The organism is Mycobacterium sp. URHB0021 (genome assembly GCF_054057895.1).
This window is the reverse complement of the sequence record NZ_JBSRZT010000002.1, coordinates 5,405,610-5,428,801: the sequence shown is the minus strand read 5'-3', so window position 1 is coordinate 5,428,801 and position 23,192 is coordinate 5,405,610. Positions and strand designations below refer to the sequence as shown.

Below are 23,192 nucleotides of genomic sequence, written 5' to 3'. Positions count from 1 at the left end.
TGGAGCCGTGGTCGAGGCGACTGTGATGGGTGCCGGCGCATGGGGGACGGCGCTGGCCAAGGTGCTGGCGGATGCAGGCAGCGACGTCACGCTGTGGGCACGCCGTCCCGAATTGGCCGCCGAGATCAACGACACCCACCGCAACACCGGTTACCTCGGCGACGTCGAGTTGCCCAAGACGATCCGGGCGACCAGCGACCCCGGCGAAGCGCTTTCCGGTGCATGCACCGTGCTGCTGGCGGTGCCATCGCAGACGTTGCGGGCCAATCTCGAAGGCTGGAAGGACTCGATCGGCGACGACGTGACGCTGGTGAGCCTCGCCAAGGGGATCGAACTGGACACCCTGATGCGGATGAGCCAGGTCATCATGCAGGTCACCGGGGTCGACTCGGCGCGGGTTGCCGTGGTCACGGGGCCCAACCTGGCCAGCGAGATCGCCGACGAGCAGCCGTCGGCCACGGTCGTCGGGTGCACCGACTCGGGCCGCGCGGTGGCGCTGCAGCGCGCGATGGCAACCGGGTACTTCCGTCCGTACACCAATGCCGACGTCATCGGCGCCGAGGTGGGCGGCGCCTGCAAGAACGTCATCGCGCTCGCCTGCGGCATGGCGGCGGGCGTCGGGCTGGGCGAGAACACCGCGGCGGCGATCATCACCCGCGGACTGGCCGAGATCATGCGACTGGGAATCGCGTTGGGCGCCAAGCCGGCCACCCTGGCCGGCCTGGCGGGGGTCGGGGACCTGGTGGCCACCTGCACCTCCCCCCACTCGCGCAACCGTTCGTTCGGCGAGCGGCTGGGCAAGGGCGGCACCATGGAGACGGCCCAACGTGCCGCCGGTGGGCACATCGCCGAAGGGGTTTCGTCGTGCGAGTCGGTGCTTGCACTGGCGGCCAGTTACGACGTCGAGATGCCGCTCACCGATGCGGTGCACCGGGTCTGCCACAAAGGCTTGTCGGTCGACCAAGCGGTTGCGCTGCTACTCGGACGCAGCACCAAGCCGGAGTAGGGGACGTGGACGGTACCTACGGCGACTCCACTCGTAGCGTGAAAGCCGTTGGCTCGGAAGCCTTTCCGGGTGCGGCCGTGGCGCCGCTCCTGGTTCAGGCATCCGCTTACCACATCCCGCCCAGTGAGGACGACAGCCTAGATACGTATGGCCGCAAATCGAATCCGACTTGGCGGCAATTGGAATCGGCGCTGGCTGAACTGGAGGGCGCCACCGCCGCCGTGGTCTTCAGCTCGGGCATGGCCGCGATCACGTCGGTGCTACGCGTGCTCACCAAGCCCGGAACGACACTCGTCGTGCCCGTCGACGGCTACTATCAGGTTCGCCGCTATGCCCAGGAGTACCTTGCGCCGCAAGGGATCACCGTTATAGAGGCAAGATCCGCCGAGATGGTCGATGCCGCCTCCGGCGCCGATGTGGTGTTCGCCGAAACCCCCGCCAACCCGGGTCTCGACGTCGTCGATCTGCATCGCCTGGCGTCGGTCTGCCGCGGTCGTGGTGCGACACTCGTCGTGGACAACACCACCGCCACACCACTCGGCCAACGGCCGCTCTCGTTGGGGGTTGACCTGGTGGTGGCCAGCGCGACCAAGGCGCTGTCGGGCCATCACGATCTTCTCGCGGGTTACGTCGCAGGCAGTCACGCCGACATGATCGCCGCGGTCGAACACGAACGGCTGCTCGCCGGTGCGATCCTCGGCCCGTTCGAGGCATGGATGGTGCTGCGCAGCCTCGGCACCGCCGGTCTGCGGTTCGAACGGCAGTGCCAGAACGCTTCGGCGGTCGCGCTGATGTTGCGAAGCCATCCAGCGGTGCGGTCCGTGCGATACCCGGGGCTGCCCGACGATCCGTCGCATGCGATCGCCACCAGGCAGATGAAGCGCTACGGCGGCATCGTCGCGATGGAGCTGGACAGCGCCGCCGGTGTGCACGCGCTCGTCGAGCGCAGCGCCCTGCTCGTCTCGGCCACCAGCTTCGGCGGCATTCACAGCTCGGTGGACAGGCGTGCCCGGTGGGGGGATCCGGTGAGCTCGGGCTTCGCCCGGATCTCGCTGGGCATCGAGGACACCGACGACCTCATCGCCGACATCGAACAGGCCCTGAGCGGTCATGGATGACAGTTCGGCACAGGACATCACCTTTGCCGACCTGGAAATGCTCGTCGCCTTCGCCCGCACCGAACACTTCGGCAACACGGCGGCCGAGTTGGGCATCAGCGTGGCGACGGTACAGCGCACCATCCGGTCGCTGGAACGCAAGCTCGGTGTTCCGCTGATCGAACAGGCCGGCCGCCGGGTGCGCATGCTGCGGGCGGGCAACGTCCTGGTGCGTGAGGCGAACGCGGTGCTGCGGGCCAGGCAGGACGCCGTCGACAACACTCTGGTCGACGCGGGCCATCCGCAGCGGCTGCTGCGGATCGCTCACACCTTCTCGCTCGGACTGGGATTCGTCCCGCGGGTGCTGGCGGAGCTGCTCACCCAGCATCCCGGCCTGCGGTTCCGGTGCTGGCAGGGCGCGGCCAACGATGTGGTGGCCGCACTGCTGCGCGGCGAGGCCGATGTCGCGTTCACGTCCGTGGCGCCGAGCGAACAGGATTTCGTGGTCGAGCCGCTGTTCATCGAATCGCTGTTGCTGGCGGTGCCGGCCGAGGATCCGTTGGCACAGGAGACCAGGCTCCCGCTGCGTGCGGTCCGTGACCGGTCCTTCGTGTCGATGGAACTCGGGTCGAGCAGCCGTGCGCATATGGTGAATGCCTGTGCCAGAGCGGGTTTCGTTCCCCGGATCACCATCGAGGGAAACGACTTGTTCGTGGTCGAATCCATGGTGGGCGCGGGGCTGGGGGTGTCGATAGTGCCCGAGGGGATGACCGACCACCAACACCCAAGCGTGGTGCGGATCCCGATCATCGATCCGACGCCCGCCGGCCGCACGGTGTTCCTCGCCTATCCGCGGGCCGGCGCGCAATACAAGAGCGTGCACGACCTGGCCAGGATCGCTCGCGGCCATGGCCGACGGCTCCAGAAATCGTTGCAAGAATTGCAATGATTGCGACGGGGGACGGTGTTGTTCCTCGTCAACGACGTTCTTAGTCTCGCTCACATGCCAACTACTGCTGTGATGCGGACCACGGACTTCTGCGACCGGCTGCTCGACGCGGCCGCCCGCCCGTTGACCCCCGCGGTCGCCGCGGCCGCGCAACGGTCCTTGTTCAACGTGCTGGGCACTGTGGTGGGCGCCGCGTGGTCACCGGCCGCCGACGCCATCCTCGGTGCCGCGCGCGAGCTCTCCGGCCGCGGCCGTGTGCAGGTACTGGGCCGGCCCGACATCCTCGACGAGCACTGGGCCGCCCTGTTCACCGGAACCGCCGGTCACTACGACGACTTCGACGACACCCACCTGGCCACCGTGATTCATCCGGCGGCTTCGACGCTGGCGGTGCTTGTCGCGCTTCACGATTCAACGGCTGCGTCGGGTGAGCATTGCCTTCGGGCATTCGCGCTGGGTTGCGAGGCTCAACTGCGGATCGGAAAAGCGATCTCACCGAACCATTACGACCGCGGATGGCACATCACCGGAACGTGTGGGGTCTTCGGTGCGACGGTGGCCGCCGCGGTGCTGCTCGGTCTGGACGATGCCGAATTCCGGGCCGCGCTCGCGGCGGCGTCGACGATGACGATCGGTCATCGCGAGGGCTTCGGGTCGATGACCAAGCCGTTTCACGCCGGAAAGGCCGCGGCCAATGGCGTATTGGCGGCGCGGCTGGGGTTGTCGGGTTATCAGGGCATCGCCGATCCGCTGGGCGACACCGGGGTACTGACGATGTTCGCCGATTCGGTCGACGACGACGAGTTGCTTCGTCCGTGGACCACCGACTGGGAGCTGGAGCGCAACACGTTCAAGCCCTACCCGTGCGGCATCGTGGCGCACCCGGGGATCGACGCCGCGATCGGGGCGGGCGGCCGGATCGACGACGTGACGGACATCGAGTCGGTCGAGGTGAGTTGTCATCCACTCGTGCCGGAGTTGATGGGCGTGCTGCAGCCCGCTGACGGGCTGCAGGCCCGGTTCAGTGCGCGCCACGGTGTGGCCGTGGGGTTGTTGGATGGGCGGGCGGGCCTTCGCGAATTCTCCGACACCCGTGCGACCGCTCCCGATGTGGTGCGCCTGCGTGGTGTCACCGCGTTGGTGCCCAGCAGCGACTGTGCGCGCGATGAGGCCACCATCACCGTGCGTCTGGTGAGCGGCCAGTTGGTCATCGTGCACGTGCCCCACGCCCGCGGCAGCCTGGCCAGGCCCCTCACCGAAGCCGAACTGCTCGGAAAGGTCGATGCGCTGACCGAGCCCGTACTCGGCGCGGGAAGCGCCGCAAGGATCCTGCAACTCGTCGACGGGATCAATTCCGCGGCGGGCTTCGCCGACATCGTCGCCGCCGCGCGTCCGCGGCAGAACGGACAAGCACTGTGACATTCACCGACCACATCATCGGCATCATCAACACGACGCCCGCCGAGCAGGAACTGGTTGCGGCACGCACCCACCTCGAAGCCCTTCATGAGGCGCTGCGAGGGGACGACTGGCCGCTGGCCAACGCCCACCCCGGTGGATCGCCGACGGCGATGAACCGGGCATGGCGAATCGCGATGCAGACCAAGGCGGCTGGACAGGGCTGGCGTTGGCATGCAATCGGCGTCACTGCCGTTGCACTGCAAAATGTGCCATTAGATGCCGTGGCCGAGGAAGCGGCGTCGGCCGTCGCCGCCGGGTGTGCCGTGGCCGACGAGATCGCGGCGGTGCTCGGGTCGTCCGACGCGGCCGACCGGTGGAGCCATCGCAGCATTGCCGGACTCCTGGGCGCCGGTGCCGCCGCCGGTCGCCTCCTCGTACTCAACGACGCCCGGCTGCGCAACGTGGTGGGTCTGTGCGCGACCCAGGCGGCCGGTCTGCGCGACGTGGACGAATCCGAGTCCGGGAGCGTGCAGCTCGCCAAGGTTGCCGCCGACGCGGTGGAGGCCGCGATGCTCGCGCGACATGGGTTCACTTCGGCTGCCGACAGCTTGGGCGGACGTCGGGGGCTGTTGGCGCTGCTGGCGCCGGATGTAGCTGCCGCACGGTATGAGGCTGCACAAGGTTCTGAAGCTTCGACGGCCGCGGGAACGTCAGGGGTTAGGTGATGACTCGGGCGGAGAGCGTCCCCGTTGCCCACGGTGACCAGGACGCTCTGGTCGACGATCACCAACCGGCCGCGCCCGAACGTTCCGTCCTCGCCAAGTCACCGGGCGCCCAGGCGATCTTGGGCGTCGTGGCGGCCGGCTTCGGCGCTGTCGCACTCACCGACGCGTCCGGCCTCCCGATGTTCGGCAAACACGGCGTGCCGGGCCCGGGAATGTTTCCGACCGCGCTCTCGGTCGCCGTGGTTGCGCTCGGGCTGGCACTGGCGGCGGTGTCGGTCGTGCGTCGCCTCCGAATCGGTCGTGCGGCCGAGGGCCAGATGAAGGGCGTCGGAAAGGAGTTTGTGCGCGCGGGGAGCGTGTGGGTCGGCCTGACAGCCAGCCTCCCGTTGATGGGGTTGATCGGATTCGTGCCGGCGACCATTCTGCTCATCGCGTATCTGGTGCTGCTCATCGAACGCATCAGAGGGCTCAAGACCGTCGTGGTGATCGTCGCCGTCCCGGTGATCGCCTACGCCCTCTTCGTCTTCGTCCTCGGCGTGGAGTTGCCCACCGCCGCATTCTTCGAGGGCGTGTGAGCCACCGTCATGACGCCGCCACGGCGTCGCAAGAGGAGAAATGATGGACGCGCTGCACAATCTGCTGACCGGATTCGGGTCCGCGTTCACCCCGATGAACCTGTTCTGGGTGGCCGTCGGCGTCGTGATCGGAACCCTGATCGGAATTCTGCCCGGGCTGGGACCTCCTGCGACGCTGGCGATTCTGCTACCGGTCACCACCAGCCTGCCCCCGACCACCGGCCTGATCATGATGGCCGGCATCTACCATGGCGCCAAGTTCGCCGGTGCCACCACGTCCATCCTGTTGAACATCCCCGCCGAAACCTCTTCGGTGGTCCTGTGTCTGGACGGCCACCCGTTGGCGCGCAAGGGACGGGCCGGCCCCGCGATGGGCATGTCGGCGATCGCCGGATTCATCGCCAGCACCTTCGGGGTGGTGGCGCTGACGTTCGCGGCGCCGGTGGTCGCCCATGTGGCACTGGGTTTCGGTCCGCCGGAGTATGCGGCGCTGATGGCGTTCGGCCTGCTGCTGGTGATCCTGCTGGCCAGTGAGTCGCCCCTCAAGGGGTTCCTCTCGATGTGCATCGGCCTGCTGTTGTCGACCATCGGAATCGACATCTTCACCGGACAGCAGAGGCTGACGTTCGGATCACCCGCACTGTTCGACGGAATCGAGTTCATCGCGATCAGCGTCGGACTGTTCGCCGTCGGGGAGGTCCTGCTCAACGCCGAGAAGAAGATGGGCCGAAGAGTGTTCACCGTGCCCAAGGGCATCAGGAACCTGCTGCCCACCAAGGCTGATCTCAAACAGTCGCGACTGGCCATCGCAATGGGGACAATTTTCGGCTTCTTCATCGGCGCACTGCCCGGCGGCGGTTCGACCGTGGCGTCCTTCCTCTCGTACGAGCTTGTGAAGCGGACGTCGAAGCATCCGGAGAAGTTCGGCAAGGGCGCGATCGAGGGTGTCGCGGGCCCCGAGGCCGCCAACAACTCCGAATCGAGTGCAGCGATGATTCCGCTTCTGTCTCTTGGTCTCCCGGGGACCGCCAGCACCGCGGTGATGCTGGCGGCCCTGCTGCTCTATGGGCTGCAGCCGGGTCCGTTGCTGTTCACCGATCACCCCGAGATCGGCTGGCCGGTGATCGCGAGCCTTTACATCGGCAACATCATGCTGCTCGTGCTGAACCTGCCGATGATCCCGATCTGGGTGCGGATCCTCAAGATTCCCTACTGGGCGCTGTATCCGGCCATCCTGGTGCTGGCGGTGGTCGGTGTGTACAGCGTGCGCAGCTCGATGACCGACGTGTACCTGATGGCGATCTTCGGTCTGCTCGGCTATCTGTTCGGCAAGCTGGGCGTACCCGCGGCGCCACTACTGATGGCGTTCGTGCTGGGGCCGATGGCCGAGAACGCGGTGCGGCAGTCGCTGGTGCTGTCGGACAACGATCCGCTGATCTTCCTGGAACGGCCGATCTCGGCGACGATCTTGGGCGCCGCGGTCCTGGTCGGTCTGGGATTGGTCGTGATGGGGCGGCAGCGGAGGTCGGCGCAGGCGAGACTGCTGGGCGAACCGGCCGAACTCGTCGGAACGAAAGGCGAATGATGGACGTTGCGCGGATCTCGAGGCGCAGCATGCTGATCGGTACCGTCGCCGTCGCACTGGCCGGTTGCGGACTGCAACGCGGCGGATTGCAGAACGGCGTGCCCAGTCGCACGCAGGTGGTGGTGCACACGGGCCCGGGCGGTGGCAGTGACGTCTTCGCCCGCCAGGTCATCAAGTTGATGCAGACCGACCGGCTGATCGACAGCTCCTGGCCGGTGCGCAATCAGACCGAGGGTTCCGGCATCGGGGCGATGTCGTATCTGAGGGGCCGCAAGGGCCGTTCGGACACCATTGCCGCTGTCACGCCCACCTGGCTCGTCACGCCGCTGACCCTGTCGGGCACCTCGGTGTCGATCACCGAGTTGAAACCCATCGCCGCGTTGCTGATCGAACCGCAGATCGTCGCGGTGCGGGCCGACTCGCCGTTCCACACGGTGAAGGACTTCATCGCCGAGGCGCAGCGCAGGCCCGACGGGCTGGTCCAGGTCGGCGGTTCGATCACGGCGACGGATTCGTTGACCGGTAAGGCGTTGCAGGCACGGACCGACACCACGTGGAAGTACCTGACGTTCAGCGACAGCGGCCAGCGGATCGCCGCGCTGTTGCGCAACGACGCACAGATGATGATCGGGGCGTCGACCGATTTCGTGGACCAGGTCAAGGTCGGGGCGATCAGGGTGATCGCCACCGTCGCCGACCGGAAGGTCTCGACATTTCCCGAGCTCACGTCGATCAAGGCGCAGGGCCTCGATGTCGGTCCGCTGCCCGAGGAATTCCGCGGGTTCGTCGGCCCACCGGAGATTCCGCAGCGGGCGCTGAAGTACTACCAGGACACCTTCCACACGTTGGTGAGCGCGCCCGGATGGAATGAATTCGTCGACGAGAATGGTTCCGTGACAGAGTATTTGGACTCAGGCAAATTCGGTTCGTTCCTCAAGCAGCAGAATGATTCGCTGGTCACATTGATCAGCGGGATAGGCCTGGCCGACCAGTGACGACCACTAACGATGCAGCCGTCGGCCTGACCGGCAGACTCGCTGATTTCGCTGCTACGCTGCGGTTCTCGGACCTTCCCGGCGACGTCGTACACGAGGCCAAGCGTGCACTGGTCGATCACGTCGGCGTTGCGATGGCCGCCGCGGCGCACCCCGCCGTCGGCGCGATGCTGCGGGCTTCGCAGCGGTCGGCGGGGCCTGGCGCACACACCGTGATCGGCCGGCCCGAGACCAGGGCACTGGTTTTCGCCGCACTGGTCAACGGATTCGCCGCGCACCTGCTGGACTACGACGACACCTTCAATCCGGGCGATACCACGGTGCACGGAAGCGCGCCGGTGTGGCCGGTGATCTTCGGTCTGGCCGAGCGCATGCCGCTGTCAGGTGCGGACGCGTTGGCGGCCTTCGTGGCCGGCTTCGAGACGGAATGCCGGGTGGGCCGGGCGGCGGGGGACGCGCACTATGAAATCGGTTGGCACGTCACGGGAACCGTCGGACATCTCGGCGCGGCCGCGGCGGCGGGCCGGGTACTGGAGCTGTCACCATCGGTGTTGGCGCAGGCCCTGGGCAGCGCGGGTACCCAGGCGGCCGGCCTCAAGGCCGTCTACGGCACCGACGGCAAGGCGCTGCATGCCGGTAAGGCCGCGATGGACGGCCTGCTCGCGGCGATCATGGCCGACGAGGGCGTCAGCTCTTGCACCGACATCGTCGAGGGTGCCCGCGGCCTTCTCGCTGTGATGTCGTCCGACTCGTCGCCGGGCAAGCTCGTCGACGGTCTCGGTGAGCACTGGAACCTGTTGTCCAACGGGTACAAGGCGTATCCCAGCGGTTCGCTGACGCATCCGTCCATCGACGCCGTCCTCGCGCTACGCGCCGAATTCGGCTTCGGCGCCGCCGACGTCGCGAGGGTGCGCGCCACGGTGAATTCGAAGGCCGCGACGGTCACCGGCAAGGTGGACCCGCGCACCGGTCTGGACGCGAAGTTCAGCCTGACCCACGGTGTGGCGGTGGCATTGACGGCGCCGCGTCCACGACTGGATCACTACACCGACGCCGCGGCGCTCGATCCGGAAATCTCCGCTCTGCGGCACATCGTCGACGTCCGAGCCGACGATGCGGTGGGTAAACGCGCCGCGGTGGTCACCGTCGATCTCACCGACGGCAGGTCGCTGAACCATCGCGTCGAGAACAACACCGGCACCCCCGACAACCCCATGACGGATGCGCAGTTGTCCGCCAAGTTCACCGACAACACTGCGCCCCGGCTCGGCGCTGACAACGCGGCGCGACTGTTGGATGCCTGCTGGAATGTCGAAAGGGCCAAGGAATTCGACGATTTGGTGCGGTTGATGGGAGTGCGGCAGTGAGCGGTGTCGCAGTGGTCACCGGTGGTGCCCGCAACCTCGGACGAGCGATCGTGCTCGCGCTTGCCCGGTCCGGCTACCATGTGGTGGTCAACGCGCGGACGGATCTCGAGGGCGCTGAGAAGGTGGCCGCCGAGGCCCGCGAGATCGGCGTGAGCGCGGTCTGCGCGCTCGCCGACGTCGGTAGCCCCGAACAGGTGCAGCGCATGTTCGCCGCCGCCGACAGCCTGGGCCCGGTCCGGGTGCTCGTCAACAATGCGGCGGTGCGCACCCATGTGCCTGCCTACGACGTCACGGCTACCGACTGGGAGTCGGTGCGGTCGGTGACCCTGGACGGGGCCATGCACTGCGTGTTCGAGGCACTGCCCCGGCTGCGGTCTGCGGGGGGCGGCGCGATGGTCTCGATCATCGGCGGCAATGCGCTGCGTGGGGATGCGCGTCGCTTTCACGTGTCGGCGGCCAAGTACGGGCTCGTCGGCATGACGAAGGGGCTGGCTGCCGCGTGCGCACCCGACGGTATCTCCGTCAACGCCGTCTCGCCCAGCCACATGGAACCCGATCCTGGGATGGCGGCTGCCGAGCAGGAGACGCAGCGGCGCCGTGACGCCGTCGCCGATGCCGTGGCATTCCTGGCTTCACCGTCCGGCGTGGATGTGACCGGCCAGCTGATCGAGGTGGGCGCCGCCCGGTGATCGCCACAAAAGTCGTGGTCGCCATGGCCGGCCGTGCGCCGCGCGATCAGGACGGTAGCCTCTCTAGGTTGTGACTTCCCGCGACCAGACCGGCGCCGCCGGTCGCGTCCGCGTCGCCGTCGTGTACGGCGGACGCAGCTCAGAGCACGCGATTTCGTGTGTTTCCGCAGGTAGTATCCTGCGCAACCTCGATCCGGAGCGCTTCGAGATCGTCGCCGTCGGCATCACGCCCGGCGGATCATGGGTGCTGACCGATGGGCGCCCCGACGCCCTGGCGATCACCGATGGGCGGCTCCCGGAGGTGAGCGGAGCGTCGGGCACCGAACTCACGCTGGCGGCCGATCCGCGTCGCAGCGGACAGCTGCTGTCCCTGGGCCAGGGTGCGGGGGAGATGCTGGCCTCGGTCGACGTCGTCTTCCCCGTGCTGCACGGCCCGTACGGCGAGGACGGCACCATCCAGGGCCTGCTGGAGCTGGCCGGCGTGCCGTACGTCGGCGCAGGCGTGCTGGCCAGCGCGGCGGGCATGGACAAGGAGTTCACCAAGAAGCTGCTCGCCGCGGAGGGCCTGCCGATCGGGGACCAGGTGGTGCTGCGGTCACGCCAGGGATCGCTCGAACTCGATGACCGTGAACGACTCGGGCTGCCGGTGTTCGTCAAGCCCGCACGCGGCGGCTCCTCGATCGGTGTGAGCCGGGTGACCGCATGGGATCAGCTGCCGGCGGCCATCCAACAGGCCCGCAGGCACGACCCCAAGGTGATCGTCGAGGCGGCGATACCCGGGCGCGAATTGGAGTGCGGCGTACTGGAATTCCCCGACGGTCGGATCGAGGCCAGCACGGTCGGCGAGATCCGGGTGGCCGGTGTCCGGGGACGCGAGGACGGGTTCTACGACTTCGAGACCAAGTACCTCGACGATGCCGCCGAACTCGACGTGCCCGCCAAGATCGATGACGAAATCGCCGACGCGGTACGCCGACTGGCGATCCGGGCGTTCCAGGCGATCGACTGTCAGGGCCTTGCACGCGTCGATTTCTTCCTCACCGAGAACGGGCCGGTGATCAACGAGATCAACACCATGCCGGGCTTCACCACCATCTCGATGTACCCGCGGATGTGGGCGGCCACCGGAGTGGACTATCCGACGCTGCTGACCACCATGGTGGAAACGGCACTGAAGCGCGGTACGGGTCTGCGCTAACCCACCGGTGCAGGGTCGACCGGCCTGGCGGGCAGCTTCTCGGCGATGAGGTCGGAAATCTCCTGGATGGGCGTCGGTCCGGCACCCTGGGGCAGCGTCAGAGCGATGTAAACGGCCCTGTCGACGGCGAACCATGTGCTGCGGCCGCCATCTTCCCCGGCCCCTCCTTCGCCCACACCGTCTTCTCCCACCCGGAACCACTGGACCTGGTCGACCACCTGGAGCGGAACGCCCACGACGAACTCGCCGGGACGCTCGACCCCGCAGCGCAGGATCACCGCGTCACCGTCGTCGGCGGGCCGCCATGCCGCCGCGCCGGCCGGGGCGGGATCGGCCGCCTGTGCGCGGTGATAGTCGCCCAGTTGGTCCGGGAGGCTGTCGGTCAGCGCGCCGCAGTCCGTGCTGTCGGCCTTCGGTGCCGGGACGCCGACGATCGGGAGGGGAGGCTGCGTGACGGGGCTCTGCCGAAGCGCCGCGAACACCAGAATTCCGACGACGGCGCCGATCGCGACGAGGACCGCCGCGATGAGCAGTCCCCGCGGTGGGCCGTCGCGGGTCTCGTCATTCACATGCAGAACTCTAGGGCTGCACCCCATTGGCGATGGGACAGGTCAGCGTGCGCGTGATTCCGGTGACCTGCTGCACGCTCGGAACGACGGTGGCCTGCAGGTCGCCGAGGGTGTCTGCGCCGATGCGGACAACGACGTCATAGGGTCCGGTTACGTACTCCGACGTCAACACCCCGGGAAGGGCGGCGAGTTGCTTGGCGACGACCTCAGCGCGGCCCACCTCGGTCTGGATCAGCATGAAAGCCTCGACCACCCGCTGGTCCTCCTTTTCGCTGCCTCGCCTTGCACGCCGCCGGGACCAAACGTACCGCAGGTCGGGCCGGTGTTCAGGCCGGGAATGATGGGGGACATGGCGATCGATGAGCCCGGCCAAACGCTGGCGGAACTGGGCGAGTTCACCGTGATCGACCGGCTGGTCGCGCGACGGCAACAGCCGCCCGAGGTGGCGCTCGGCCCGGGCGACGACGCCGCGGTGGTCAACGCGGGCGACGGGCGGACGGTGGTGTCCACCGACATGCTGGTGGCCGGGCGCCACTTCCGGCTGGACTGGTCCACCCCCCACGACGTCGGACGGAAGGCGATCGCCCAGAACGCCGCGGATATCGAGGCGATGGGGGCGCGCGCCACCGCGTTCGTCGTCGCGTTCGGCGCACCGGGAGACACCCCGGCGACCCAGGCCGTCGAATTGTCCGATGGCATGTGGCACGAGGCCCGGCTGCTGGGTGCCGGGATCGTGGGCGGCGATCTGGTCAGCGCCCCGCTGTGGGTGATTTCGGTGACCGCGCTCGGCGACCTCGACGGCCGTGAGCCAGTCCGCCTCGACGGTGCCCAGCCGGGTGACACGCTCGCAATCGTCGGAGAGCTGGGTCGCTCTGCTGCCGGATATGAGTTGTGGCACAACGATATTGAGGGTTTCGACATGCTTCGTCGTCGCCATCTGGTGCCGGAGCCGCCGTACCGTGAGGGCCGGGCTGCCGCGGATGCGGGCGCCACCGCGATGACCGACGTCTCCGATGGGCTGCTCGCCGACCTCGGCCACATCGCCAAGGCGTCCGGCGTGGGCGTCGACGTGCGGACGGCAGCGCTGACCCTCTATCGGGACGCCGTCGCGGACGCCGCCCGTGCCGCCGGGGCGGATGCGTGGGCGTGGGTGCTCAACGGCGGCGAGGACCATGCGCTGGTCGCGGCGTTTCCGGGCGAGCCGCCCTCGGGGTGGCGGACGATCGGCGTGATTGTCGACGGACCGTCCCGGGTGTTGGTGGACGGCGCTGAATGGACCGGAAGTCGGGGCTGGGAGTCGTTCTGATCAACCGCTCCCACTAGGTTGAACTGTCGTGACGGCACGACCGCTGAATGAACTCGTCGACGAAGGCTGGGCCCGCGCACTGGAACCCGTAGCACCCCAAGTGACTCAGATGGGAGAGTTTCTCCGCACCGAACTCGCCGCAGGCCACCGGTATCTGCCGGCGGGTCCGAGTGTGTTGCGCGCATTCACTTTTCCGTTCGAGCAGGTCCGTGTGCTCATCGTCGGCCAGGACCCGTACCCGACGCCCGGCCATGCGGTGGGGCTGAGTTTCTCGGTCGGCGCCGACGTACGTCCACTGCCACGCAGTCTGGACAACATCTTCAACGAGTACGGCAAGGACCTCGGGTATCCGGCGCCCGCGACCGGCGACTTGACGCCGTGGGCCCAGCAGGGCGTGATGCTGCTCAACAGGGTGCTCACCGTGCGGCCGGGCAATCCGGCCTCGCACCGAGGCAAGGGTTGGGAGGCCGTCACCGAGTGCGCGATCCGGGCGTTGGTGGCCCGCAACCAGCCGATGGTGGCGGTGCTGTGGGGTCGTGACGCCTCCACGCTGAAACCGATGCTGATCGGGGAGGATTGTGTGGCGATCGAATCGCCGCACCCGTCGCCGCTGTCGGCGTCGCGGGGGTTCTTCGGTTCGCGACCGTTCAGCCGCGCCAACGAACTGCTGGAAAAGATGGGCGCCGATCCGATCGACTGGCGCCTGCCGTAGTGGCGACCGGCTCGAGAACCCTAGGCGTCAGGCGACTCGTCTGGTCTTCGCGCGAGCGCTCATCGTCTGGTCTTCGCGCGAGCGCTCATCCGCGCGAGACTTTGCCGGCCTTGAGGCACGACGTGCACACATTGACACGCTGCTTGTTTCCACCCGGGCTGCTCACGGCGCGGACGGTCTGGATGTTGGGATCCCAGCGACGGCTGGTCCGGCGATGGGAGTGCGAAACCGACTTGCCGAAGCCGGGGCCCTTCCCGCAGATATCGCATACGGCAGCCATGTGAACTCCTTGGATCAGTACTTGGGGTCTGGGTTCGGTTCGCCGCGACCGATCGCGGCTCGTCCCGACAACCTGACCAGAATACCGGCCGCCGAAGGTATCGCCAAAATCGGCCGATGGACGTCGCGCAAGCCGCGCCGCCCTGTCCACAGAGGACAACGTTCGATCGGTGGTGTCGCCGCCACTGACTAGGCTGTCGCCCACGACAGCTGGGCGGGTTTCGTGGTGTCTGGTGCCACGTGGGTTGGAGGTGGGATGTCGGCTCGACGGCTCGACGCCTCAGCGTTACGGGACTGGGCGCATACCGCCGTCGGTGACCTGATCACCCACACCGACGAGATCAACCGGCTCAATGTCTTCCCCGTTGCCGACGCCGACACCGGGACGAACATGCTGTTCACGATGCGTTCGGCGTGGGCGCAGGCCGATGCCGGCCCGCACAGCGACGACGTCGTCCAGGTCACCGCGGCGCTGGCCTCCGGGGCGCTGCACGGAGCCCGGGGCAACTCGGGCGTCATCCTGTCGCAGATCCTGCGCGGGCTGTCCGACGTCACCGCGACCGCCGCCGGCGAGCGGGAAACACTGGCCGACATCAACGCGACGGTCTTCGCGGCCGGTCTGCGGCACGCGGTCGGTCTGGCGGTGGCGTCCATGGGCGAGACGGTCCGGGGAACCATCGTCTCGGTGCTGCAGGAGGCGGCGGCCGCCGCGGAACGGGCGGCCGACGACGGTACCGGCCTCGCCGACGTGGTCGTCGCTGCGGCCGATGCGGCTGCTACCGCCCTGACCAAGACCACCGAACAGCTCGATGTGCTCGCAGAGGCCGGCGTGGTGGATGCCGGCGGACGCGGTCTGCTGGTACTGCTGGATGCGATGTGCTCCACCATCGCCGGCCACGCCGCCCGCCGTGAGGCGTACGAACCGTCGTCGCCCGGGGACGCGGTCGCGACAGCCGGCGCATCCTCGCCACGATTCGAGGTGATGTACCTGCTGAGTGGGTGCGACCCGGCCGGCGTCGAGACGCTCCGCGACCGGCTGGATCAGCTGGGCGAGTCGGTGGCGATCGCCGCGTCGGGCGCGGCCGGTCACGGTGGTGGCCACTATTCGGTGCACGTGCATGCCGACGACGCCGGCGGCGCCGTGGAGGCGGCCCTTTCACTGGGCACGCCGAGCAAAATCCAGATCACCTCGCTCACCGGCGAGGCCGGGTCACGACCGTCCGGCGGATGGACCCGGGAGCGAGCCGTCCTCGCGGTGGTCGACGGCGACGGAGCCGAAAAGCTGTTCGCCGGCGAAGGTGCGCAGGTGCTGCGGCGGGAGACCAACGTTCCGGTCAGCGCGAAGCAGCTGCTGCACGCCCTGGTCAACACCGGTGCCGCGCAGATCATGGTGCTTCCCAACGGATACGTGGCTGCCGAGGAACTCGTCGCGGGATGCACGGCGGCAATCGGCTGGGGCATCGACGTGGTGCCGGTGCCTGCCGGGTCGATGGTGCAGGGACTGGCGGCGTTGGCGGTCCACGACGCGGAGCGCCAAGCCGTCGATGACGGCTACACCATGGCGCGCGCGGCAGCCTCGGCGCGGCACGGCTCGGTACGCGTCGCCACCGAGGAGGCGCTCACCTGGGCGGGAACCTGTAAGCCGGGCGACGGCCTGGGCATCTCGGGCGACGAAGTGCTCGTCGTTGGTGACGACGTCAGCGCCGCCGGCGCCGGCCTGATCGATCTGCTGCTGTCCGCGGGCGGCGAACTGGTGACCGTCCTCACCGGTGCCGGCGCCGATCCCGGGGTGGGGCGGGCGCTGCAGGACCACGTCCACAGTGAGCACCTGGGAGCGGAGTTGGTGACCTATCACACCGACCACGACGGCGACGCGCTGCTGATCGGAGTCGAGTAGCCGTGGCCTCGCTCACCGACCGGCTGGATTTCGTCCTCGGCAAGAAGGCGGCCGGGCCGCTCGAGGAACACTTCGGCATCCGCACGGTCAACGACCTGTTGCGCCACTACCCCCGCAAGTACAGCGACGGCATGACGGTGCTCGGCGAGGGGGAGGAACTCGAGGAAGGTGACCACGTCACCTTCGTCGATGTCATCACCAAAGCGGACGCGAGGTGGACGACCCGGCCGCCGAAACGGGAGTACCTGGTCGTTGCCCTGGGCGACCGGCGACCGAAGGTGACGGCGACCTTCTTCAACGCGAAGTACCTGAAGAACACATTGGTCGAGGGGACACGCGTGATGCTGTCCGGCGAGGTCGGTTTCTTCAAGGGCACGCTGCAGCTCACCCATCCCGCGTTCCTCGCGCTGCACGCCAGCGGCAAGACCACCGGAACCAAGTCACTGCGGACGATTGCGTCGGCGTCCGGCGCCACCGGCGATGAGCTTCTGGCCGCATTCGAGCGCGAGTTCTTCCCGATCTATCCCGCCAGTAAGAAACTGCAGAGCTGGGACATCTACGCGTGTGTGCGTCAGGTGCTGGACGTGCTCGATCCGGTCCAGGATCCTCTTCCGGAAGCCTTTGTGCGGCAACATGGTTTGGCGTCCGAGGACGAAGCGTTGCGGGCCATCCACCTTGCCGAGAACACGGCCGAGCGTGAGCGCGCGCGGGAACGCCTGACCTACGACGAAGCCATCGGCCTGCAATGGGGGCTGGTGGGTCGGCGGTACGGCGAGCTGAGCGAGTCGGGGCCCCCGGCTCCGTTGCGAGACGCGGGCCTCGTGGTGGCGATGCGCGCACAACTGCCGTTCGAGTTGACGGACGGCCAGAAGGAGGTGCTCGACGTCATCTCCGACGAGATCGCGGGCACCCGCCCGATGAACCGCATGCTGCAGGGTGAGGTGGGGTCCGGCAAGACCATCGTGTCGGTTTTGGCAATGTTGCAGATGATCGACGCCGGCCATCAGTGCGCCCTGCTGGCCCCGACGGAAGTGCTTGCCGCCCAGCATGCCCGATCGATCCGCGACGTGCTCGGTCCGCTGGCCATGGCGGGGCAGCTCGGCGGCGCGGAGGGTGCGACACGGGTCGCCCTGCTGACGGGATCGATGTCAGCCCAACAGAAGAAGCAGGTGCGCGAGGAGGTTTCGGCGGGGGAGGCCGGAATCGTCATCGGGACGCACGCGCTGCTACAGGACGCCGTGGAATTCGGGAATCTCGGCATGGTGGTCGTCGACGAGCAGCACCGGTTCGGCGTCGAACAACGGGACCGGCTGCGGGCCAAGGCACCTGAGGGCCTCACGCCGCATCTGCTGGTGATGACCGCGACACCGATCCCGCGGACCGTCGCACTCACGGTCTACGGCGACCTGGAAACATCGACGCTGCGTGAACTGCCGCGGGGTCGGCAACCCATCACCACCAACACGATCTTCCTCAAGGAGAAGCCGGCGTGGCTGGACCGGGCGTGGAAGCGCATCATCGAGGAGGTCGCCGACGGTCGGCAGGCATACGTCGTCGCATCGCGCATCGACGAGGACGACAAGACAGCCAACGACAAGAAGGGCGGCCCGCCCGCGACCACCGTCGTGGAGCTTTTCAATCGTCTCCAGCGCGGTCCGTTGTCCGGTCTGCGGATCGGCCTGATGCACGGCCGGCTCTCCGCCGACGAGAAGGATGCCGTGATGGCGGCGTTCCGTGCCGGACAGCTCGATGTGCTTGTCTGCACCACGGTGATCGAAGTCGGTGTCGATGTTCCCAACGCGACCGTGATGCTCGTGATGGACGCCGACAGATTCGGGATCAGCCAGCTGCACCAGTTGCGTGGGCGAATCGGGCGGGGACAACATCCGAGCCTGTGCCTGCTCGCCACCAAGCTGCCCGATGGCTCCAAGGCGGGGCAACGACTCAAGGCTGTCGCCGGCACGTTGGACGGGTTCAAGCTGGCCGATCTGGATCTCGAAGAACGCAGAGAGGGCGATGTGCTGGGGCTCAGCCAGTCCGGTCGCGCCATCACGCTGCGGTTCTTGTCGCTCTCGGCGCATCTGGAAGTCATTCTGGCTGCCCGTGAGCTTTGCGAGTCGCTCTACGCGAAGAATTCGCAGCATCCCGGAATGGCAGTGTTGGCAGCGCAATTCATCGACACGGACCGCGTCGAGTATCTGGACAAGGCGTGAGCCGTAACCGGCTGCCGTGGCTGGTGGCCATCGTTGCGCTGGCACTGGTCGTGGCCTACCAGTCGACGGTGGAGGGTAGCCATCGCGCCGCCGAGTTCACCGCGCAGGCCGATATCCCCACAATCGCACCGGGTGTCGACGTACTCGCGGGCATCGCCGAGATACCGGTGCGCCTGCGTGGCCATGACTACCGCCGGGACGCCTTCGGTGAATCGTGGACCGACGACAATGCCGCCCCCGGTGGCCACAACGGATGCGACACCCGCAACGACATCCTGGACCGAGATCTCGTCGACAAGACCTATGTGTCAATCAAGCGGTGCCCCAACGCCGTCGCCACGGGCACACTGTATGACCCGTACACCAATGCCACGGTGGCGTTCACTCGAGGCAACCAGGTCGGAGCGTCAGTGCAGATCGACCACATCGTCCCGCTGGCGCTGGCGTGGGATCTGGGCGCCCGCTACTGGCCCGACGACATGCGGCTGCGGTTCGCCAACGACCCGGCGAACCTGCTCGCGGTTCAAGGTCAGGCCAATCAGGACAAGGGCGATCACGAACCGGCGGCCTGGATGCCCGCGAACCATGCGTTCTGGTGCCAGTACGCCGTGCAGTTCATCGCGGTGCTGCGGGGCTACGGGCTGCCGGTCGACGCGCCGTCGGCCCCGGTTCTGCGCGACGCCGCCGCGACCTGCCCCGTGAGCTGACGGCCCAGGCCGGCGAGCTGCCTCAGCGTTTCTGAGCTGTCGACTCCCCAGAAGTGTCGCGGTCCAACACTTCGTCGGTGGCGGAGTCGATGCTGACGGCGGCCGGTACCGCCTCGGTCCGCATCACGGCCGGGCGCAGTCGTTCGGGCAGCACGCGCAGGATCGCGGCGATCACGACGACAATGCCGACCGCACAGCCGGCGATCACCGCGGCCGGTGCCACCGGGAAGATGTTCTCGAGGAGCATGTAGCCACCGAAGAGCAGGAACAGCGCCGCGGCAGTCAGTTGGATGAGCCGCTCGGGAAGGTGCTTGCCCGCGACAGCTCCGACCACGATGGCAAGTCCGTCTGCGGCTACCATGCCGAGCGTGGAGCCGATCCACACGCCGACCCAGTCATGGTCGGCGGCGAGGGTGATCGTGGCGAGCATCGTCTTGTCGCCGAGCTCGGCAAGCACGAACGCGGACGCGACGACGAAGAACGCGGGTGCAGTGGCCTTCTGGGCGCGGCTCGCCTCGTCATCGGAGAGTTTGTCGCCTCGCAGCGTCCAGAACCCGAAGAAGACGAACATCGCACCGGCGATCAGCCCGAGCAGGTGCGTCGGCAGGGCAGCGCCGAGGTAGTGCCCGATCGCGACCGAGAGAACGTGTACGGCGGTGGTGGCGGCGGCGATGGCGGCCAACACCACCCACCAGCGATAGCGCAGCGCGAACATCATCGCCACCAGCTGAGTTTTGTCACCCATCTCGGCGATGAAGATCACGGCGAAGCTCAGCAGCAAGGCGGAAAGCACCCACGACTCCTTGGTCGGTGGCTGCCGGTCGGGGACGTGGTACCTGCCTCCGGCCGGCAACCTGAACGGTCAATGCGGCCGAAGGTCTCGCCCACCGGCTACTGATCCGGTCCGGGTAACCGGGCCGCGCGGTGTTACCGCGAGACCAGTATGTCGATTATCCGATTTGGGGCTACTCCCCTTCGCTTTGCCGAGGCTACCCGTTCCTGCGCCGTCCACGCAACTCGACGTGAGCGAAACCTCAATGCGCTCAACAAGTTTGGGTTCCGCCCAAGTAAAGTTGGCGAGCCCAAAACCTCGCTGCCGGGATAACCGGAACTCCAGTAAAGGGTGTGCGCCGGTCTCGTATCGGGCCGCCCCGATCGCCGGTTCGTCAATTTCTGTACCCACTCGAGTTGGGCGTCGATCCCGCCGACGGCCCACATCAACTCGACGAAGGAATCCGGATAACCGTTGTCGGCCAATTGCCGCACGGTGTCGGCCACTGCGCCAGAGCCGTTCCCGGGGCGACATTGATCCGGACGTGGGCGCCGATGACCAGCCGATGCCGAATCCGGCGAGCAGCCGTCCGCGGCTGACTACATCGATAGTGGTGAGCTGGCGCGCCAGTTGCACCGGCGGATACCAGGGTGCGTTGTCGCGACCGTACTACCTCAACCTGAAAACAGACGCGTGCTCATCGCAGCACCGGGTGGTCCAAAAGCCCTGTCCGCATGGAGGTTCGGGGAAGGTTACCGATTCGAGCCTCTGGTTACCACGGTCGGTACCCGCCTTTTGGGCCGGTGACGACAGACTCGCGTCAGGTACCCGTGTACTCGTCGGGATTCGGCCGGAAGCGGGTGCCGCTGTCCAGGCCGTTGAGAGTGGCCATCTCGTCGTCGGTCAACTCGAAGTCGAACACGTCGAGGTTGGACTTGACGCGCTCCGGTGACGAGGACCGGGGGATGACGATGTTGCCCAGCTGGATGCTCCAGCGGATCAACACCTGCGCCGGGGTCTTGCCGTGCGCTTCGGCCACCGACACCACGGTCGGGTTGTCCAGCAGCCTGCCCACACCCAGCGGCCCATAGGCCTCGGTGGCGATGCCGTACCCGGCGTTGACGGCCCGCAACTCGGCCTGGTTCAGCAGCGGATGCAGCTCGATCTGGTTGACCGCCGGTGTGAAGAACGCCAGGTCGATGATGTCCGAAAGGTGCTCCGCGTGGAAGTTGGCGACCCCGATGGACCGGGTCACGCCGTCCTCCTTGGACTTCATCAGACCACCCCAGCTGTCGACGTACTTGCCCTGCTCGCCGGCGGGCCAGTGGATGAGGTAAAGATCGACGTAGTCCAGTCCGAGCCGCTGCAGGCTGGCCCGAATGGAGTCCTGCGACGACTGGAAGCCCTGATCGGCGGTCGCCAGCTTGGTGGTGACGAACAGCTCCTCGCGGGGGACCCCCGACGCGGCGATCGCCCGGCCCACCACCTCCTCGTTACCGTAGGCGGCGGCCGTGTCGATCAAACGGTAGCCCGCCTCCAATGCCGCCAACACGGACTGCTCGGTCTCGCTGTCCGACAGCTCGCCGACGCCGAGGCCGATGATCGGGATCGTGTTCCCGTCGTTGAGCGTGACCGTGGGGATCGCAGCGGCCTGCCCGTGCGATGTGGTCATAACACCTACCCTGTCGAATTGAACGTTCGCGGATCGGGACCCTGTCGAGTTCCATCGCAGTTTTCTCGGGGCCACCGACTTGGGGAAGACGATATTACCGATTTGTATATGCCACCTAATCAGAACCTGCACAGGCGTTTTTCTCTGCGTTGTCGGCGTCGCCGGTCACCGCAGGGGTCGGATGTGCGCGAAGGCCTCAAATATGTCGATGTCGGCGGTCGTCTCCGGCAGAGGCCAACGAATGAGACAGAGGTCGAGGTAGCATTCGCGCACCCTCGAATTCGTCATTCACTGTGATCGAGGGAGCCGCCATGGATCAAAACCTGCCAATACAACCGCCACCCGCCGACCCGCCGAAGGGCCCGGCGCACCCGGCGTCAACGGTTCGGATCAGCCGCAGAGAGGCATTCGTCAACACCGCTTCCAAGGTGACTCTGCGTTCCTTTCCACGGATCCCGGACCCCGTGAAACGCCTTTTGTTGGGCCGCCGTTCGATCACCATCGACGGCAACACGCTGGACACCACGATGCAGTTGTTTCTCGCCGCGCAGCGCGCGGCAGGCCTCGACGGCCTCGTCTCGAGCCCGGACGTCGCCATCGCCCGGAACCAAGTGGAGATCACCGCCAGCGGGTTCAGGCAGGACATCCTGGTCCAGTCGGTGAGCAACCTGTCGATTCCCGGCCCGGCGGGCCCGATCAGGGTGCGCCATTACCGCACCGCGCAGTCCCACGCACCGCTGCTCGTGTTCTTTCACGGCGGTGGATTCGTCATCGGCAGCCTCGACACACACGACGACCTCTGCCGGCTGATCTGTCGCGACGGTGGCATGCATGTGTTGTCGGTGGACTACCGGAGGGCCCCGGAACACAAGGCGCCCGCCGCATCCGAGGACGCCTTCGCGGCATACCGCTGGGCGCTGGAGCACGCCGTCGAACTCGGCGCCAACCCCGACCGTGTCGCCGTCGGTGGGGACAGCGCAGGCGGCAATCTCGCCGCGGTGGTGTCGCTGCTCGCCCGCGACGGGGGCGTTGCCTCGCCGGCACTCCAGCTTCTGATCTATCCGATGGCCAACCCACGCGGGGAGACCAGGTCGTGGACGCTGTTCGCCGAGGGGTTTTTCCTGACCAGGCGCCACCACGAGTGGTTCATGGACCACTACCTCAACGGCGCCGACGTCGACGACACCGACCACCGGGTCGCGCCGCTGCTGGCCGACGACCTGAGCGGTCTTCCGCCTGCGCTCGTGCTGACGGGAGGATTCGACCCGCTCCGCGACGAGGGCAAGGCATACGCCGCGGCCCTGCTGAAAGCGGGGGTGAGGGTCGACCACCGCCACTTCGGGTCGCTCATCCATGCCTTCGTCAATTTGTTTCCTCTCGGCGGAGACAGTGCGATCGCTACCGAGGAAATGATCTCTGCGCTGCGGGGCCATCTCGCCCGCGGTTGACGGACGGACGATCGGCCGCCGGTACTCTTG

At 67.4% G+C, this 23,192-nt stretch carries 22 protein-coding genes; 17 read left to right on the top strand and 5 right to left on the bottom strand.

Annotated features, from left to right (window positions below; translation table 11 throughout):
* The first annotated feature begins 7 nt into the window (after positions 1 to 7).
* From ACVWWN_RS29155 to ACVWWN_RS29105, 11 genes are all read left to right on the top strand, one after another.
* Positions 8 to 1,006, top strand: coding sequence for an NAD(P)H-dependent glycerol-3-phosphate dehydrogenase (locus tag ACVWWN_RS29155; protein WP_457146971.1), 999 nt, complete (start codon positions 8 to 10; stop codon positions 1,004 to 1,006).
* 5 nt (positions 1,007 to 1,011) lie between these two features.
* Positions 1,012 to 2,124 (top strand): cystathionine gamma-lyase, encoded by a 1,113-nt coding sequence (locus ACVWWN_RS29150; RefSeq protein ID WP_457146970.1) that lies wholly within the window; start codon positions 1,012 to 1,014, stop codon positions 2,122 to 2,124.
* The gene (locus ACVWWN_RS29145) at positions 2,117 to 3,052 is read left to right on the top strand and encodes a LysR substrate-binding domain-containing protein (protein WP_457146969.1); all 936 of its coding nucleotides are present in this window, start codon (positions 2,117 to 2,119) and stop codon (positions 3,050 to 3,052) included. The genes ACVWWN_RS29150 and ACVWWN_RS29145 overlap by 8 nt, the downstream gene beginning before the upstream one ends.
* A 54-nt stretch (positions 3,053 to 3,106) precedes the next feature.
* Complete coding sequence (locus ACVWWN_RS29140; protein ID WP_457146968.1) at positions 3,107 to 4,471, top strand: MmgE/PrpD family protein; 1,365 nt, start codon at positions 3,107 to 3,109, stop codon at positions 4,469 to 4,471.
* Complete coding sequence (locus ACVWWN_RS29135) at positions 4,468 to 5,178, top strand: MmgE/PrpD family protein (RefSeq protein ID WP_457146967.1); 711 nt, start codon at positions 4,468 to 4,470, stop codon at positions 5,176 to 5,178. Before ACVWWN_RS29140 ends, ACVWWN_RS29135 begins: the two co-directional genes overlap by 4 nt.
* On the top strand, positions 5,178 to 5,753 hold the full coding sequence (locus tag ACVWWN_RS29130; protein ID WP_457146966.1) for a tripartite tricarboxylate transporter TctB family protein: 576 nt from the start codon (positions 5,178 to 5,180) through the stop codon (positions 5,751 to 5,753). The genes ACVWWN_RS29135 and ACVWWN_RS29130 overlap by 1 nt, the downstream gene beginning before the upstream one ends.
* Positions 5,754 to 5,796: 43 nt before the next feature.
* Positions 5,797 to 7,338, top strand: coding sequence for a tripartite tricarboxylate transporter permease (locus tag ACVWWN_RS29125; protein ID WP_457146965.1), 1,542 nt, complete (start codon positions 5,797 to 5,799; stop codon positions 7,336 to 7,338).
* Positions 7,335 to 8,333 carry a Bug family tripartite tricarboxylate transporter substrate binding protein gene (locus ACVWWN_RS29120; protein WP_457146964.1) on the top strand — a complete coding sequence of 333 codons (999 nt, stop codon included), beginning with the start codon at positions 7,335 to 7,337 and terminating at the stop codon, positions 8,331 to 8,333. Before ACVWWN_RS29125 ends, ACVWWN_RS29120 begins: the two co-directional genes overlap by 4 nt.
* Positions 8,330 to 9,700 (top strand): MmgE/PrpD family protein, encoded by a 1,371-nt coding sequence (locus tag ACVWWN_RS29115; RefSeq protein WP_457146963.1) that lies wholly within the window; start codon positions 8,330 to 8,332, stop codon positions 9,698 to 9,700. The genes ACVWWN_RS29120 and ACVWWN_RS29115 overlap by 4 nt, the downstream gene beginning before the upstream one ends.
* Positions 9,697 to 10,389 (top strand): SDR family NAD(P)-dependent oxidoreductase, encoded by a 693-nt coding sequence (locus ACVWWN_RS29110; protein ID WP_457146962.1) that lies wholly within the window; start codon positions 9,697 to 9,699, stop codon positions 10,387 to 10,389. Before ACVWWN_RS29115 ends, ACVWWN_RS29110 begins: the two co-directional genes overlap by 4 nt.
* Before the next feature lie 70 nt (positions 10,390 to 10,459).
* Positions 10,460 to 11,587, top strand: a complete 1,128-nt coding sequence (locus ACVWWN_RS29105; protein ID WP_457146961.1) for a D-alanine--D-alanine ligase family protein — start codon at positions 10,460 to 10,462, stop codon at positions 11,585 to 11,587.
* On the opposite strand, the gene ACVWWN_RS29100 is transcribed toward ACVWWN_RS29105, so the two are convergent.
* Positions 11,584 to 12,156, bottom strand: a complete 573-nt coding sequence (locus ACVWWN_RS29100) for a DUF3515 domain-containing protein (protein ID WP_457146960.1) — start codon at positions 12,154 to 12,156, stop codon at positions 11,584 to 11,586. The genes ACVWWN_RS29105 and ACVWWN_RS29100 overlap by 4 nt on opposite strands.
* 10 nt (positions 12,157 to 12,166) lie before the next feature.
* A complete protein-coding gene (locus ACVWWN_RS29095) occupies positions 12,167 to 12,409 on the bottom strand; it encodes an Lrp/AsnC ligand binding domain-containing protein (protein ID WP_457146959.1) in 243 nt (80 codons plus the stop codon).
* 96 nt (positions 12,410 to 12,505) lie between these two features.
* Between ACVWWN_RS29095 and ACVWWN_RS29090 the strand changes: the two genes are divergently transcribed.
* Both ACVWWN_RS29090 and ACVWWN_RS29085 read left to right on the top strand, forming a co-directional pair.
* The gene (locus ACVWWN_RS29090; RefSeq protein ID WP_457146958.1) at positions 12,506 to 13,462 is read left to right on the top strand and encodes a thiamine-phosphate kinase; all 957 of its coding nucleotides are present in this window, start codon (positions 12,506 to 12,508) and stop codon (positions 13,460 to 13,462) included.
* 28 nt (positions 13,463 to 13,490) lie between these two features.
* Positions 13,491 to 14,174 (top strand): uracil-DNA glycosylase, encoded by a 684-nt coding sequence (locus tag ACVWWN_RS29085; RefSeq protein WP_457146957.1) that lies wholly within the window; start codon positions 13,491 to 13,493, stop codon positions 14,172 to 14,174.
* 85 nt (positions 14,175 to 14,259) lie between these two features.
* On the opposite strand, the gene rpmB is transcribed toward ACVWWN_RS29085, so the two are convergent.
* Positions 14,260 to 14,454 carry a 50S ribosomal protein L28 gene (gene rpmB / locus ACVWWN_RS29080; RefSeq protein WP_457146956.1) on the bottom strand — a complete coding sequence of 65 codons (195 nt, stop codon included), beginning with the start codon at positions 14,452 to 14,454 and terminating at the stop codon, positions 14,260 to 14,262.
* A gap of 255 nt (positions 14,455 to 14,709) precedes the next feature.
* Between rpmB and ACVWWN_RS29075 the strand changes: the two genes are divergently transcribed.
* The 3 genes from ACVWWN_RS29075 to ACVWWN_RS29065 are packed head-to-tail and all read left to right on the top strand — an operon-like array spanning position 14,710 to position 19,270.
* Entirely contained in the window at positions 14,710 to 16,350 is a 1,641-nt protein-coding gene (locus ACVWWN_RS29075) for a DAK2 domain-containing protein (protein WP_457146955.1), read from the top strand.
* Between the two features lie 2 nt (positions 16,351 to 16,352).
* A complete protein-coding gene (gene recG / locus ACVWWN_RS29070) occupies positions 16,353 to 18,563 on the top strand; it encodes an ATP-dependent DNA helicase RecG (protein WP_457146954.1) in 2,211 nt (736 codons plus the stop codon).
* Positions 18,560 to 19,270, top strand: a complete 711-nt coding sequence (locus tag ACVWWN_RS29065) for an HNH endonuclease family protein (protein WP_457146953.1) — start codon at positions 18,560 to 18,562, stop codon at positions 19,268 to 19,270. The genes recG and ACVWWN_RS29065 overlap by 4 nt, the downstream gene beginning before the upstream one ends.
* A 22-nt stretch (positions 19,271 to 19,292) precedes the next feature.
* On the opposite strand, the gene ACVWWN_RS29060 is transcribed toward ACVWWN_RS29065, so the two are convergent.
* Positions 19,293 to 20,063 carry a TMEM165/GDT1 family protein gene (locus tag ACVWWN_RS29060; RefSeq protein ID WP_457146952.1) on the bottom strand — a complete coding sequence of 257 codons (771 nt, stop codon included), beginning with the start codon at positions 20,061 to 20,063 and terminating at the stop codon, positions 19,293 to 19,295.
* A gap of 799 nt (positions 20,064 to 20,862) precedes the next feature.
* The gene (locus ACVWWN_RS29055; RefSeq protein WP_457146951.1) at positions 20,863 to 21,714 is read right to left on the bottom strand and encodes an aldo/keto reductase; all 852 of its coding nucleotides are present in this window, start codon (positions 21,712 to 21,714) and stop codon (positions 20,863 to 20,865) included.
* Between the two features lie 311 nt (positions 21,715 to 22,025).
* Between ACVWWN_RS29055 and ACVWWN_RS29050 the strand changes: the two genes are divergently transcribed.
* Positions 22,026 to 23,162, top strand: coding sequence for an alpha/beta hydrolase (locus tag ACVWWN_RS29050; RefSeq protein WP_457146950.1), 1,137 nt, complete (start codon positions 22,026 to 22,028; stop codon positions 23,160 to 23,162).
* Positions 23,163 to 23,192: the final 30 nt, after the last annotated feature.